This is a genomic window from Thioclava electrotropha (assembly GCF_002085925.2).
Lineage (GTDB): Bacteria > Pseudomonadota > Alphaproteobacteria > Rhodobacterales > Rhodobacteraceae > Thioclava > Thioclava electrotropha.
In genome coordinates this window covers 137,555-150,003 of sequence record NZ_CP053562.1, presented here as the reverse complement: position 1 = coordinate 150,003, position 12,449 = coordinate 137,555, and the positions used below count along the sequence as shown (strand labels likewise).

Sequence of the window (12,449 nt, the reverse complement as noted above, 5' to 3'; positions counted from 1 at the left end):
ATGCGATTAACAATCGGTTAGTCCGACTCGGGTATTCCAAGTCTCGAACCGCAACAGCGAGGCCCCTATGACGGACGCCACTGCAGAGGCCGAAGAGCCACCCAAGAAAAAGTCCAAGCTGATGCTCATGGTCGGTCTCGTGCTCATGCTTTTGCTGGGCGGCGGGGGGTTCTACGCGGTCTATTCGGGGCTGATTCTCGCGCCTCCGGACACGGCACACGGTGCTGCCGGGCCGGAGACGCACACGCCCGAGGCGCTTCCCGATATCGCCTATGTCGCACTCGAACCGCTCGCGATCACGCTGAGCGGGGCATCCGCGCGTCACCTGCGGTTCGCGGCCGAGCTTGAGGTGCCCAGCGCCTATCAACATGACGTGGAGCTTTTGAAGCCGCGCGTGATGGATGTGCTGAACGGGTATTTGCGCGCGGTCGATGTCAGCCTTCTGGAGGATCCAAGCGCGATGATGCGCCTGCGCGCGCAGATGTTGCGGCGGGTGCAACTGGTCACCGGAGACGGGCGCGTGCGCGACCTTCTGGTCATCGAATTCGTGCTGAACTGAGGGAGAGAGCAATGCAATTCCTTGCCGAAATCACATCCGGACTCGCGGCCTTGGCGGCGGCGATTTATTGCTTCGTGCTCGCGCGCAGACTCAAGCGGTTCAATCAGCTGGAGACCGGGATGGGCGGGGCGATCGCCGTGCTGTCCGCACAGGTCGATGACATGACACGCGCGCTCGAGCGGGCGCAGGCGACCGCGGGCACATCCGAGCGGCAATTGCGCGCCCTGACGGAACGCGCGGAAGCAGGCGCAGAGAAGCTCGAACTGCTTCTGGCCTCGCTGCACGATCTGCCCGAAGACGGCGAACCGCGCCGCCGTGTGCTGCGCCGACGGCACCGGGAAACGGATATGGAGGCGGCGCAATGAGCCGTCTGCCCAAGCGCAAACCCGGCCGTCGCAAATCCCGCCCGGGTCGCGGTGCGCTCTGGATCATCGCCGCGCTTTTCGTCCTGTCCGGCGGATTGCAGCTTGCGCAATTCGGAGCCTGGGCGCGCGAGGCGACCGGCCCCGCGCATGAGACCGAAGCGGCAAAACCGGAAGACGATTGTATCGACGACGCGGGGTTCATGGCAATGCTTGCAGATCTCAAGGTGCGCGAGGCGAAACTCGTCGAACAGGAAGGGCTGCTCAGCGACCGCCGCAATGCGCTCGCTCTCGCGGAAACCCGGTTGGAAGCGCGGCTGAATGATCTCGTTGCAGCGGAAGAGGCGCTGTCCAAGACCGTGGCCGTGGCAGATGGCGCGGCCGAGAAAGATGTCGGAAAGCTCGTCGCCCTTTACGAGAACATGAAGCCGAAACAGGCCGCCCCGCTTTTCGCCGAAATGGACCCGAATTTCGCCGCAGGTTTTCTCGCACGGATGCGCCCCGCTGCTGCAGCCGCGGTTATGGAAAGCCTCGAGCCGAAAACGGCCTACGCGATCAGCGTCCTGATGGCGGGTCGCAACGCAGGCGCGCCCCGCGACTGAGGCAGACGTTAAGGGTCTTGGGCATTTCTTAAACCGAATCATTCAAAGTCGCCCAAGAGAAACGGAAGGGGCTTTCCATGATCGGCATCATCGGCATCGTGATCATCTTCGCGATGGTTTTCGGCGGCTATGTCGCGGCGGGCGGGAAGATGGGGATCATCCTGAAATCGCTGCCCTTCGAGATGATCATGATCGGCGGCGCCGCCGTCGGCGCCTTCGTTCTGTCGAACGACATGGCCTCGATCAAGCACACGCTGAAGGATGTCGGAAAGGTTTTCAAAGGACCGAAATGGAAGCCCGACGACTACCGCGATCTTCTTTGCCTGTTGTTCGAACTGATCCGGCTTGCCCGTCAGAACCCCGTCGCGATCGAAGAGCATATCGAAGACCCGGAGAGCTCTTCGATTTTCGGGAAGTATCCGAAAATCCTGCACGATCACGAGGCGATCGACATCATCTGCGATACGATGCGATCGGCCTCGATGAATTACGACGACCCCATGCAAGTGGAAGAGGTGCTCGATAAGCAGCTCGAGGCGAATTACCACCACGCCATGCATTCGAGCCACGCGATGCAGTCGGTTGCCGACGCGATGCCCGCGCTCGGGATCGTCGCGGCGGTGCTCGGGGTCATCAAGACCATGGGGTCGATCGACCAGCCCCCCGAAATTCTCGGCAAGATGATCGGGGGCGCGCTTGTCGGGACCTTTCTCGGCGTGTTCCTCGCCTACGGGTTCATCGCCCCCTTCGCGAGCCGGATGAAGGGGGTGATCGACGAAGATAGCCACTTCTACAAACTGATCCGCGAGGTGTTGATCGCCAACCTGCACAATCACGCAACCAATATCTGCATTGAGGTCGGTCGCCAGAACACGCCCCACCACATTCGCCCAAGCTTCTCCGACCTCGAGGAGGCCTTGAAGTCGGTGAAATCGGAGGCGGCATGAGGTTCTGGATCGCGCTTCTTTTGCTGCTGCCCTTCACCCTGGCTTATGCCACGCCAATTCCGGTCAAATCGGGCGAACATGACGGCTTTTCCCGCCTCGTGGTCTATCTGCCCGCATCGGCCAGTCGGGCTCTTGCACCCGTAGATGGAGGTTTTCGCCTCGCGACCGACGCATCAGATCCGCAATATGCGATTCAGAACGTGTTCGAGTTGATCCCGCGTGAGAGGTTGAAAGCACTTATTGCTGAACCGGATGGCACGCTTCGTCTGAAACTCGCTCCCGAGGTCGTTCCCGAAACCTTTACTCTCGAAAGCGGTGCATTCGTCATCGACCTCAAGGATGCCCCCCCAGCTCAAGCCGCGCTGGCGCCAGCTGGGGCCGTGCGCGATCGGGCCAAATCTTCGCCAACGAATGCGCCGCGGCCATCCTCCCCGCCCCGGCTTAGAACCGTTCAGCCCGTCGCGATTGGACGGGACTATCTCGACCTCTTCTGGCAGCCGCCGCATATGCGCGAAACCACCGCTGCGCCGGTGACGATCTCGGATAGCGCGCCTAAACCGCAAATCCCGCCGAAACCGGATCCGCGACTTGATGGCATTGAAGAGAGCCTCTTACGCCAGATTTCGCGGGCGGCATCGCAGGGGCTCGTCTCGGCTCAGGTGAAGCCTTCGAAGGCCCAGCCCTCTAGGAGCGGGCAACAAGCAAACTCTCCGGCAAGCGAGACGCCCACGGAGAGCGCCGACGATCCTATGGGTCCACCCGCGCCGACACTGCCGCCGCATCTCGCCGTCGATTCGATGACCGTGATCGATCGAGATCATCTCGTCACGCCACCCCAGACGCAACTGGAGGTATCCGAATGCCCTCCCGATCGATATTTCGACCTCGCGAGCTGGATCGACGAGCGCCCGGCCTTCGCGCAGATCAGCGATGCACGCCGTGATCTTTTGGGCGAATTCGACGTCCCCAACCCGCGTAAGGTGATGGCTTTGGCAAGGCTATACATCGCCTTCGGCTTCGGGACGGAATCCCGCGCGCTTTTGCGCGACATGGGTAAGGATGGTCCTGGCAAAGATGCTCTGCTCTTTGTCGGATCGATCCTCGATCAGGACCCTGCCGCCGCCGCATCGCCGCTCGCGCGGCTCACAGATTGCGATGGTGCGGTCGCGCTTTGGGCTTTCCTTGCATCAGACCCGCCGCCCGAAAAACGAGATGTCGCATTCGCCGCGCTCCGCCGAAATTTCGAAGCACTTCCGGCGGATCTGCGACGTTCCCTGGCACCAAAGCTTGTGGCTAGGCTCACGCAAATTGGGGCAGCGGATGTGGCACGGTCTCTCGAACCTGCGGTCAGCCGAATAACCACGGAGGATCGAACTGCGCTTGATACAGTGGAGGCGGAAATTCAAGCGAAAGAAGCGGATCCACAAGCTTTGGGTAACCTTGAGGCGCTTTCGAAAACGAATTCAGAGCAGGGCTTGCGCGCGTTGATCTTATGGCTCAACGGCCAGATCGATGCGGGCGGAGAGGTCGATCCGGCATCTCTCGCCAATGCTGAGGCGCTCGCCTTCGAACTTGCCAAAGCGCCGGAGGCACCGGAGCTGCGGCGCATCGCTGCGATCGGGCACGCCGCGAATTCCGAATTTCCTAAAGCTTTTGAGATCTATGCCGATGCGACCATGATCGCGGACTCAAACGGCACGCTCGCGGCAATATTCACACGGTTAGTTGGTCAAGCCAGCGACGCGGCTTTCCTTCGCACCCTCTATGACGAATTGCCACTTGCCGAGGAAGTCGCACAGATACCGGACCTGCGACAAGAATTGGCCGAACGCGCAATCTCTCTGGGAATGCCGGCAGTCGCCGTGCGCCTCCTCGGCAAGGCCGCGCCACTGACGGAGCAGGACAAAACGCTGCTCGCTCGGGCAGCGCTTCTTGAGTTGGACCCTGCAGCTGCTCTCGCCCATCTGAAAGACCTCGGCGGTCAGCAAGTCGAGCAACTCCGGGCGGAGGCTTTGTCCCGGCTCGGTCGACACGACGACGCGCGCGCCGCCTACCTTCGCGCGGGCAATCGAGAAGATGCGCGCGCACAGTCCTGGCATAAGGGCGACTGGTCAAACCTGGAGACCTCGCCCGATGCGGTGGAGAAGCAGTTTTTGGAAACCTTCGGTGCGGCGCCTTCGCCTGGGACGGATATCCAAGGCGGCCCGATCACTCAGGCGCGCAGCCTCTTGGAGCGAAGCCAAGCCGAGCGAGAAACGTTGTCGAAAATGCTCGACCGTCTTGCCTTGCCGTCCGCACAGGAATGACGCGCCTAAACGGCGCAAACGGTTTCTAAATCTTTGGCCGCTAGGTCTGGGTTTGCAAGAATTGCACTGCAAAGGGGAAATCCCATGCCTTGGTTTCGGCGGGCTCTGTATGTTCTCTGTCTAACCCTCGTTCCGCTATCCGCGGCGGGGCAACCCCAGCTATGCGAGGCCGCCGCGAAGCAAGCCTCGCGCGAAAGCGGCGTTCCTTATGCGGTGCTCATGGCGATCTCGCTAAATGAGACCGGACGAAAAGGCGCGGGTGGCTTCGAGCCGTGGCCGTGGACCGTGAATATGGAAGGCGCTGGGCATTGGTTCGACCGCCGGAATTTGGCGCTCGCTTACGTTTTCAAGGAATTCAAACGCGGCGCGCGAAGCTTCGACGTCGGCTGTTTCCAGATCAATTTCAAATGGCACGGGCAGCATTTCTCATCGATCGAAGACATGTTCGACCCGTTGGAAAACGCCCGATATGCGGCGCAATTTCTGAAATCGCTCTACGCAGAAAGCGGTGACTGGAAGAGGGCGGCGGGCGCCTATCACTCGCGCACGCCCAAGCATGCGAAAAGCTATTCGACACGCTTTGCCCGGTTTTTCGCGAAACTCGAAGGCAGGAGCGGCCCGAAAGACGTGATGACCACTTCCGCCGCCGCGGCCAGTCCATTGCCTGATATTCCCGACATCGTGCTGGCACAAAGCGCGTCCCAAGAACAACGCCGAGAAAACGGCTACCCGCTTCTGCTCAGGTCGAAAGACGCAGAGCCGCCCCGGCCGGGCGGTGCCCCGGGCGCCTCCCTATTCGCGCGTGCCGCGCGAAAAGCGCGAGGGATGTGATGGCGCCGACGCTCCTACAACGCGCGTTTCAGCCAACGATCCTGCTGGCACTCGCGCTGATGGCGGTCATCGCGATGATGATCCTTCCGGTGCCCTCCTGGATTCTCGACATTGGCCTCGCGACCTCGTTCGCCCTCGCGATCCTGATCTTCACCGTCACACTTTTCATCGAACGTCCGCTCGATTTCTCCGCCTTCCCCACCATTCTCCTCGCGACGCTCATGCTGCGGCTGTCGCTCAACGTTACCTCGACGAAACTCATCATCGGAAACGGACACACGGGCACGGGTGCGGCGGGCGGCGTTATCGAAGGGTTCGCGAATTTCATCATGAGCGGCTCGGTCCTGATCGGGCTGGTCGTGTTCTGCGTCATCCTGATTGTGAATTTCATCGTGATCACCAAAGGCGCGGGGCGCATGGCCGAGGTCGGCGCGCGCTTCGCGCTCGACGCGATGCCGGGTAAGCAGCTCGCGATTGACAGCGACATGAATGCGGGCGCCATCGACCATGCCGAGGCGCGAGAGCGGCGCGAACGCGAGCAGGCGGAAACCACCTTTTTCGGCTCGCTCGACGGGGCATCCAAATTCGTCAAAGGGGACGCGGTTGCCGGGCTATTAATCACGATGCTCAACCTCGTGGTCGGGCTGCTTATCGGCACCGTCGTGCATGGAATGCCGCTCGATCGCGCGCTTGAGACCTATGCGATCCTCACGGTCGGCGACGGCCTCGTCAGCCAGATACCGGCGGTCATCATCTCGATCGCAGCGGCCATCTTGCTGTCGCGCGGCGGGGCGAAAGGCTCCACCGATCTGCAGCTATTCCGCCAGCTTGGGAAATATCCGGCCGCCCTGACCACCGTTGCGGTCTTGATGGCGCTTTTCGGTCTCGTGCCGGGCCTCCCCTTCCTGCCTTTCACCGCGGGGGCCATCATCCTCGGCACAGCAGCCTATATGCTACGGCGCGCCGAACGGGCGCGCGCACGGCGCGAGGCGATGAAAATGCCCGCGCCGGAGACCGGACCGAAGCAGAAATCCATGGGTGACGTACTCGACATCGACGATATCCATGTCGAATTCGCCCCGGATCTGGTCAAGATGGCGCTCGATCCGGCGACGGGTCTGGACGCGCGCATATCCAACATGCGCAATCACGTCGCGGCGAATTTCGGATTGATCCTCCCTGAAATTCGGCTGACCGACGACGCCACTTTGCCGCCCGGTCATTACCGCATCCGCGTTCAGGGGGTGGAGCAGGCGCGCGATCGGCTGATGCCGGAGCATGTTCTTGCGCTGATCGCGGACAATCGCGAATTCCTTCCAGACGGCGAAGAAGTGCGCGAACCGGTGTTCCACGCGCCCGCGCTTTGGGTGCCCGCCCATCAGCAGGAAGACGCGGCGCTCGCCGGCTCGACGGTGGTCGGGCCGACGGAGGTGCTCGCGACGCATCTTCTCGAAGTGATCAAGGCGAATTTCTCTCGGCTGATGACGTTGCGGGCGCTGCGGCGGCTGCTCGACGAAGTCGCGAACCTCTCCGATCCGACACGCGCACAGGCCAATCGACGCGTTCTCGACGAGCTCATCCCCGACAAGGTGCCGGTCGATCTACTGCTTTCGGTGTTAAGGCTACTGCTCGATGAACGGGTCTCGATCCGCAACCTTCTGCTGATCGTCGAGGCAATCTCGGAAGCGCGCCACCTGCAAAGCCCCGAGCAGATCTGCGAACATGTGCGGCAGCGCCTCGGCTTCCAGCTCGTTGCCGATCTGCGTCGCGAGGACGGCACGATTCCCCTGATCCAACTGGCGCCCGATTGGGAGGAACGCTTCGGAAAATACACGATCGGGGGCGAGGCGGGCAGTGATGTCGCCTTGCCACCTGACCTATTCAACACGCTGGCGGCGAATATCGCCGAGAAACTCGCCGGGGCGGCCCAAGCGGGGACCTTCCCGGCACTGGTCTCTTCAGGGCGCAGGCGGCGGTTTTTGCGTACGGTCATCAACGCGAAAGGGCTGAACGCACCGGTCCTGAGCTACGAAGAAATCGGCCTGGAGGCGCGGCCCGCGATGGTCGGACAGGTCCCTGCATGAGCCCGTCGCTTCTCGATCTGCTCAGCGAAGTCCTGCAGCAAGCACGAAGCTTTTTGTTCATAGGTTTCATTGTCTTGCTGCGGGTGGGCGGGATTGTCGCCATGGCCCCGGGCTTTGGCGAGACGAGCCTGCCGGCGCGGATCAAGACGGGGGTCGCACTTGCGATAACCCTGGTGTCGGTTCCGGCCCTCGCACCGACGCTCGCCAGTTTCGACCAAGGGACGGTTCTGCCGCTGTGGCTGGCCTCGGAAATCGCGATCGGCCTCTTTCTCGGCTTCGGATTGCGCGCCTTTGTCTTCGCTTTGCAAATCGCAGGCACAATGGCGGCGCAGTCGAGTTCGCTCTCCCAGCTGCTCGGCGGAATGGGCGGGGAACCGCAACCCGCAATCGGAAATGTCCTGCTGATCGCCGGAATCGCGGTGCTGATGAGCCTCGGATTTCACGTCCAGCTCATCGAGTTTCTGATCGGAACCTATCAGGTGTTACCGGTGGGCGAATGGCCCGATCCGGATGCGCTGCGGCGCTGGGGCGTCTCGGGTGTCGCGCATGCGTTTTCGCTCGCCTTCAAGCTCGCCGCCCCCTTCGCGGTCACCGGGCTGATTTACAACGTCGCGCTTGGCGCAATTAACCGAGCCATGCCGCAGCTCATGGTCGCGTTCGTCGGCGCCCCGGCGCTCACGGCAGGCGGTCTGATCCTGCTTGCCCTCTGCGCGCCCACTGCCATCGCGATCTGGCGCGAGGCGGTCATGGCCTTCCTCGGCAACCCGTTCGGAGCCGTGCAATGAGCGAAGACGAAGCCGGCGAAAAGGAATTCGATCCAACCCCGCAGAAGTTGGAGGAAGCGCGGCGCAAGGGCGATCTGGTGCGCTCGACCGAGATTTCCGTGGCCGCCGTCTATGGCAGTTTTCTCGCGACACTGCTCGGCCTGGGTATCTACAGCGTGACGCGGTTCGGCAGTGGGGCGATGGCAATGCTGGATCGCGCCGATGAGATGGCCGCGCAGTTTCTTGGTGGCGGGACGGCCCTGGGCGGGCGGATCATCGGCACGCTGCTCGTGCCGCTCGCGCCGTTTTTCGTGGTGCCGATGATCGCCGCGCTCGTCGCCTACTGGGCACAACGCGCGATCGTGGTCGCGCCCGACAAGATCCAGCCAAAGCTCAGCCGAATCAATCCGCTGAAGAATGCTGCGCAGAAATTCGGACGCAGCGGGCTGTTCGAATTCGCCAAGAGCGCGACGAAACTCGCGGTGATCGCGACGATTCTTTTCATTTACCTCAGGGCGCGCGCCGATCTGATTTTGCTCACGCAGCGCCTCGAAACGGTGCAGATCGTGGGGCTGCTGTTTCGGATGATCGCCGAGTTTCTGATGATCGTCACTGCCCTCGCCGCCACGATGGGCGCGATCGACTATCTTTGGCAGCGGTCCGAATTCCTGCGCCGCAACCGGATGACGCGCAAGGAATTGACCGACGAAATGAAACAATCCGAAGGCGATCCTCATCTGAAGGCACAGAGACGTCAGAAGGGGATGGAGCTTGCGATGCGGCAATCGGTTCCCGACACCGCCAAGGCCGATGTCGTGATCGTCAACCCGACCCATTACGCGGTCGCGCTGAAGTGGGATCGCGCCTCGGGTCGTGCACCGGTCTGCCTGTCGAAAGGGGTCGATGCGATCGCGGCGCGGATCCGCGAGATCGCGGCGGAGAACGCGGTGCCCGTGCATTCGGACCCGCCGACCGCGCGGGCGCTGTTCGCGGCGATCGAGATCGGCGAGGAAATCCGGCCGGAGCATTACAAACCCGTGGCGGCCGCGATCCGCTTTGCGGAGAAGATGCGCAAGGCGGCCCGCGGAGGTTCGGCATGGCGCAAATGAGCAAATTGCAGGTAAAGCAGCTGGCGGCACTCGCCCGATTGACCCGTATGCAGCGGGAGGCGGAGTTGGCTGCGCTCGCACGGCTGAACGCCCGGGCGCGCGCGCTCGATGCGCGAATTGCCAGCCTTCAGGCGGAGGAGCGGTCGATTCGGGAGACGCTCGCGCAGGAACCCGCCTCCGGGCAAAACACCCTCGCCTATTTGCGCTACCTGTCGCTGGAAGACACGCGGCTACGCGCCGCGCGGACGGATCTCGACCCCGCGCTTGCTGCGCAGCATGGCGCAACCGCGCGCGCGGTGGGCCGCCATGACGTTGTCACGAAACTTGGTCACCCGAAACGAGGCGCGCCGCGCTGAGGCGCGGGATCTCTCGTCTGTCGCAGATATCGCGGATCTGACCTAGCTGTCCTGACGCACGATATCGGAGACCAGAACCGCAAGGACACCGGGACCGAGAATGCTGCGCGCGGTCTCGGTCAGGGCCCGACGCAGGCGCGACATGTTCGCGGAATCCGTGAACAGGCCCTGAAATCCCCCCGTATTCGCATGATCGAACAGCACCTGCAGGAACGCATCGCGCAGTTTCGGCTCGGCGCGATAGACGGCCTCGGTCTCACCGACCTTCACCTCGAGGCTGAGCGACAGGATGACCATGCCGGAGATGCGCGACTCGGTTACCAGCGGCACGATGAACTGGTTGTTGAGCTTGACGAATTCGGAGGTGACATCGCCCTCGGCCCCAGGGTCGGCAGCGGCCGGGGCCCCATGAGCCTCTGGTGCGGCGCCGTGATCTCCTGCTGCCGCCTCCGCAGCGGCCGAGTCGGTGGGTTGTTCTGCGGGCGGTGGGGCGGGACGCAGGAAATATCCTGCCGCGCCGCCGCCGGCGAGGCCGATCAGACCGAGGAGAAGCGGGAGGAGTTTACCAAGCATTGCGGAACCTCAGAAGGGCAGGAGAATATCGGCGATCTGCTGGCCGTAGCGCGGTTGCTGCACATCGGTGATCTGCCCGCGCCCGCCATAGGAAATCCGCGCGCCAGCGATCTTGTCATAGGTGATCTCGTTCTGGCGGCTCACATCGGCGGGGCGCACGAAACCGGTGACGATCAGCTCGCGCACCTCGAAATTCACCCGCACCTCCTGGCTGCCCTGAATGCGCAACACGCCATTCGGGAGCGTCTCGATGATCGTTGCGGCCACGCGCAGGGTCAGTTTCTCGTTGCGCGATACCTGCCCGTCGCCGGAATAGGTCGAATTCGAATTGGTCGAGACGGCGTCGGCCATGCTCGCCCCGGCGGGCAGGCGCTTGTCGATCCGCTGCGGAATGCCGAGCATCGAGGTCACTCCCATCGTGTCGGACCCGCTGCGCGAGCGACCCGTCGAATTCGAGATTTCGGCCTTATCGTTAATCTCAATCACGACGGTGAGGATATCGCCGCGTTTGGCGGCGCGTGGGTCGCCCAACAGGGAATTGCGCGCACCGGACCAAAGAGAGGCTTCTTGTTCAGGGCTGCGCGACTCTGTCGTGACGGGCAGCGGCGAGGAGGCCATGGCGTAGAACTCGTTGCCGCCTTCGACCGGCGTAAATCCGGGCGCCTTACCGACCTGCTCGAGCCGCCCGCAGGCGATGAGCGTGATCGACAAAAGCAACAGGGCAGGAGATTTCATCGCAAATTCCTCATGGGGCAACATGGGCAGTTCCGTCAGCGCCAAGCGTCGCGGAGACCACGGTTTTCGAAGCGGCGTTCATCACGCGGATCGTCTCTCCGATGCCGGCACGATCGAGCGCGCGGCCTTCGGTTCGAATCTCCAACGAGCCGCGGCGGAACAGGAGCGGGATGATCTGATTGCGCTCGACAATGGCGGGCTGCCCCAGATCGCGGGCTCGGATCGGGCGACCGGCATAGATCACCCCGCGCGTCTCAAGGCCGATCGCTTCCTCCGGCCCGGTCAACGCCCCGACCACCTCACCCGGTTGCAACCCGACATCTGCGGGGGCGACGATCGTCCGGGCGCGCATGGTGTGCAGCGCGACGAGCGTGTCCGCCAAGACGTGGCCCGGCAAAAGACCGGATGCCGCAATCAGGAGCGCCCGCCACAGCATCAGCGCACCTGTGTCGTCGCGCCAAGCATCTGATCGGCGGCGGAAATGACCTTCGCGTTCAACTCGTAGCCGCGCTGCGCCTTGATCAGCTCGGTGATCTCGCGCACCGGATCGACCGAGCTCTCCTCCAGATAGCCCTGCCGCAACGTGCCCAACTCATCCGCGCCGGGCGTATTCACATTGGGCGGCCCCGAGGCGCCGGTTTCCAGAAACAGGTTCGAGCCGATCGCCTCCAGCCCCTTCTGGTTCGAGAAATTCGCCAAGGTGAACTGGCCGAGTAGCTGCGGCGCGACCTGATTGCTGAAATAGGCATAAACCTCGCCTTGCGCGTTGATCGCCACGGCGCGCGCGTCGTTCGGGATGGTGATCTCGGGCACGACCGGGTAGCCGTCAGAGGTCACGATCTGGCCGGTCCCATTGCGCTTGAGCCCACCATCGCGCGTGTAGGCGGAGATGCCCGAGGGCAGCGTCACTTCGAGATAGCCATTGCCGTCGATCGCGACGTCCAGATCGCCGCCCGTCGCGCTGAGAGAGCCTTGCGCGATGTTGACCGTCACGGCGGTCGGGCGCACGCCGAGGCCAAGCTGCACCCCGGCGGGGATGGTCGTGCCATCGGTCGCGTTGATCGTGCCGGGGCGGGTCATCTGCTGGTAATGCAGATCGGCGAACTCGGCGCGGCGCGCGTTATAGCCAGTGGTCGACATGTTCGCGAGGTTGTTGGAAATCACCTCGACGCGCATCTGCTGCGCGCTCATGCCGGTGGCTGCGATCTGAAGAGCTCTCAT

14 protein-coding genes are annotated in these 12,449 nt (G+C 62.9%); 10 read left to right on the top strand and 4 right to left on the bottom strand.

Features of this window, described 5'->3' with window-relative positions; all coding sequences use genetic code 11:
• The first annotated feature begins 67 nt into the window (after window positions 1–67).
• From AKL02_RS00750 to AKL02_RS00705, 10 genes are all read left to right on the top strand, one after another.
• The gene (locus tag AKL02_RS00750) at window positions 68–559 is read left to right on the top strand and encodes a flagellar basal body-associated FliL family protein (protein WP_083076447.1); all 492 of its coding nucleotides are present in this window, start codon (window positions 68–70) and stop codon (window positions 557–559) included.
• 11 nt (window positions 560–570) lie between these two features.
• A complete protein-coding gene (locus AKL02_RS00745) occupies window positions 571–924 on the top strand; it encodes a hypothetical protein (RefSeq protein WP_083076450.1) in 354 nt (117 codons plus the stop codon).
• A complete protein-coding gene (locus AKL02_RS00740) occupies window positions 921–1,523 on the top strand; it encodes a MotE family protein (RefSeq protein ID WP_078522272.1) in 603 nt (200 codons plus the stop codon). The genes AKL02_RS00745 and AKL02_RS00740 overlap by 4 nt, the downstream gene beginning before the upstream one ends.
• 77 nt (window positions 1,524–1,600) lie before the next feature.
• Window positions 1,601–2,470, top strand: a complete 870-nt coding sequence (motA, locus tag AKL02_RS00735) for a flagellar motor stator protein MotA (RefSeq protein ID WP_078522271.1) — start codon at window positions 1,601–1,603, stop codon at window positions 2,468–2,470.
• Window positions 2,467–4,776: an NACHT domain-containing protein gene (locus AKL02_RS00730; RefSeq protein WP_083076454.1), complete on the top strand. Its 2,310-nt coding sequence runs from the start codon at window positions 2,467–2,469 to the stop codon at window positions 4,774–4,776. The genes motA and AKL02_RS00730 overlap by 4 nt, the downstream gene beginning before the upstream one ends.
• 84 nt (window positions 4,777–4,860) lie before the next feature.
• Complete coding sequence (locus tag AKL02_RS00725; protein ID WP_083076458.1) at window positions 4,861–5,607, top strand: transglycosylase SLT domain-containing protein; 747 nt, start codon at window positions 4,861–4,863, stop codon at window positions 5,605–5,607.
• On the top strand, window positions 5,607–7,691 hold the full coding sequence (gene flhA / locus AKL02_RS00720) for a flagellar biosynthesis protein FlhA (RefSeq protein ID WP_083076461.1): 2,085 nt from the start codon (window positions 5,607–5,609) through the stop codon (window positions 7,689–7,691). Before AKL02_RS00725 ends, flhA begins: the two co-directional genes overlap by 1 nt.
• A 101-nt stretch (window positions 7,692–7,792) precedes the next feature.
• Window positions 7,793–8,476 carry a flagellar biosynthetic protein FliR gene (locus AKL02_RS00715; RefSeq protein WP_232621685.1) on the top strand — a complete coding sequence of 228 codons (684 nt, stop codon included), beginning with the start codon at window positions 7,793–7,795 and terminating at the stop codon, window positions 8,474–8,476.
• Window positions 8,473–9,564 (top strand): EscU/YscU/HrcU family type III secretion system export apparatus switch protein, encoded by a 1,092-nt coding sequence (locus AKL02_RS00710; RefSeq protein ID WP_083076468.1) that lies wholly within the window; start codon window positions 8,473–8,475, stop codon window positions 9,562–9,564. Before AKL02_RS00715 ends, AKL02_RS00710 begins: the two co-directional genes overlap by 4 nt.
• Window positions 9,552–9,920: a hypothetical protein gene (locus AKL02_RS00705; protein ID WP_083076471.1), complete on the top strand. Its 369-nt coding sequence runs from the start codon at window positions 9,552–9,554 to the stop codon at window positions 9,918–9,920. The genes AKL02_RS00710 and AKL02_RS00705 overlap by 13 nt, the downstream gene beginning before the upstream one ends.
• Window positions 9,921–9,962: 42 nt before the next feature.
• On the opposite strand, the gene AKL02_RS00700 is transcribed toward AKL02_RS00705, so the two are convergent.
• Genes AKL02_RS00700 through flgG form a run of 4 tightly spaced genes read right to left on the bottom strand, consistent with a single transcriptional unit; the run spans window position 9,963 to window position 12,449 of the window.
• A complete protein-coding gene (locus AKL02_RS00700; protein WP_083076475.1) occupies window positions 9,963–10,493 on the bottom strand; it encodes a flagellar basal body-associated FliL family protein in 531 nt (176 codons plus the stop codon).
• 9 nt (window positions 10,494–10,502) lie between these two features.
• Window positions 10,503–11,228, bottom strand: coding sequence for a flagellar basal body L-ring protein FlgH (gene flgH, locus AKL02_RS00695; RefSeq protein WP_078541761.1), 726 nt, complete (start codon window positions 11,226–11,228; stop codon window positions 10,503–10,505).
• Between the two features lie 10 nt (window positions 11,229–11,238).
• Window positions 11,239–11,664 carry a flagellar basal body P-ring formation chaperone FlgA gene (gene flgA, locus AKL02_RS00690; protein ID WP_083076479.1) on the bottom strand — a complete coding sequence of 142 codons (426 nt, stop codon included), beginning with the start codon at window positions 11,662–11,664 and terminating at the stop codon, window positions 11,239–11,241.
• Window positions 11,664–12,449: a flagellar basal-body rod protein FlgG gene (gene flgG, locus AKL02_RS00685; protein WP_083076482.1), complete on the bottom strand. Its 786-nt coding sequence runs from the start codon at window positions 12,447–12,449 to the stop codon at window positions 11,664–11,666. Before flgG ends, flgA begins: the two co-directional genes overlap by 1 nt.

Excerpts from the sequence above, each read along its gene's own strand:
- AKL02_RS00710 (WP_083076468.1), top strand. The coding sequence starts at position 8,473 with ATGAGCGAAGACGAAGCCGGCGAAAAGGAATTCGATCCAACCCCGCAG.
- flgG (WP_083076482.1), bottom strand. The coding sequence starts at position 12,449 with ATGAGAGCTCTTCAGATCGCAGCCACCGGCATGAGCGCGCAGCAGATG.
- flhA (WP_083076461.1), top strand. The coding sequence starts at position 5,607 with ATGGCGCCGACGCTCCTACAACGCGCGTTTCAGCCAACGATCCTGCTG.
- flgA (WP_083076479.1), bottom strand. The coding sequence starts at position 11,664 with ATGCTGTGGCGGGCGCTCCTGATTGCGGCATCCGGTCTTTTGCCGGGC.
- flgH (WP_078541761.1), bottom strand. The coding sequence starts at position 11,228 with ATGAAATCTCCTGCCCTGTTGCTTTTGTCGATCACGCTCATCGCCTGC.
- AKL02_RS00700 (WP_083076475.1), bottom strand. The coding sequence starts at position 10,493 with ATGCTTGGTAAACTCCTCCCGCTTCTCCTCGGTCTGATCGGCCTCGCC.
- AKL02_RS00750 (WP_083076447.1), top strand. The coding sequence starts at position 68 with ATGACGGACGCCACTGCAGAGGCCGAAGAGCCACCCAAGAAAAAGTCC.
- AKL02_RS00730 (WP_083076454.1), top strand. The coding sequence starts at position 2,467 with ATGAGGTTCTGGATCGCGCTTCTTTTGCTGCTGCCCTTCACCCTGGCT.
- motA (WP_078522271.1), top strand. The coding sequence starts at position 1,601 with ATGATCGGCATCATCGGCATCGTGATCATCTTCGCGATGGTTTTCGGC.
- AKL02_RS00705 (WP_083076471.1), top strand. The coding sequence starts at position 9,552 with ATGGCGCAAATGAGCAAATTGCAGGTAAAGCAGCTGGCGGCACTCGCC.
- AKL02_RS00715 (WP_232621685.1), top strand. The coding sequence starts at position 7,793 with ATGGCCCCGGGCTTTGGCGAGACGAGCCTGCCGGCGCGGATCAAGACG.
- AKL02_RS00745 (WP_083076450.1), top strand. The coding sequence starts at position 571 with ATGCAATTCCTTGCCGAAATCACATCCGGACTCGCGGCCTTGGCGGCG.
- AKL02_RS00725 (WP_083076458.1), top strand. The coding sequence starts at position 4,861 with ATGCCTTGGTTTCGGCGGGCTCTGTATGTTCTCTGTCTAACCCTCGTT.
- AKL02_RS00740 (WP_078522272.1), top strand. The coding sequence starts at position 921 with ATGAGCCGTCTGCCCAAGCGCAAACCCGGCCGTCGCAAATCCCGCCCG.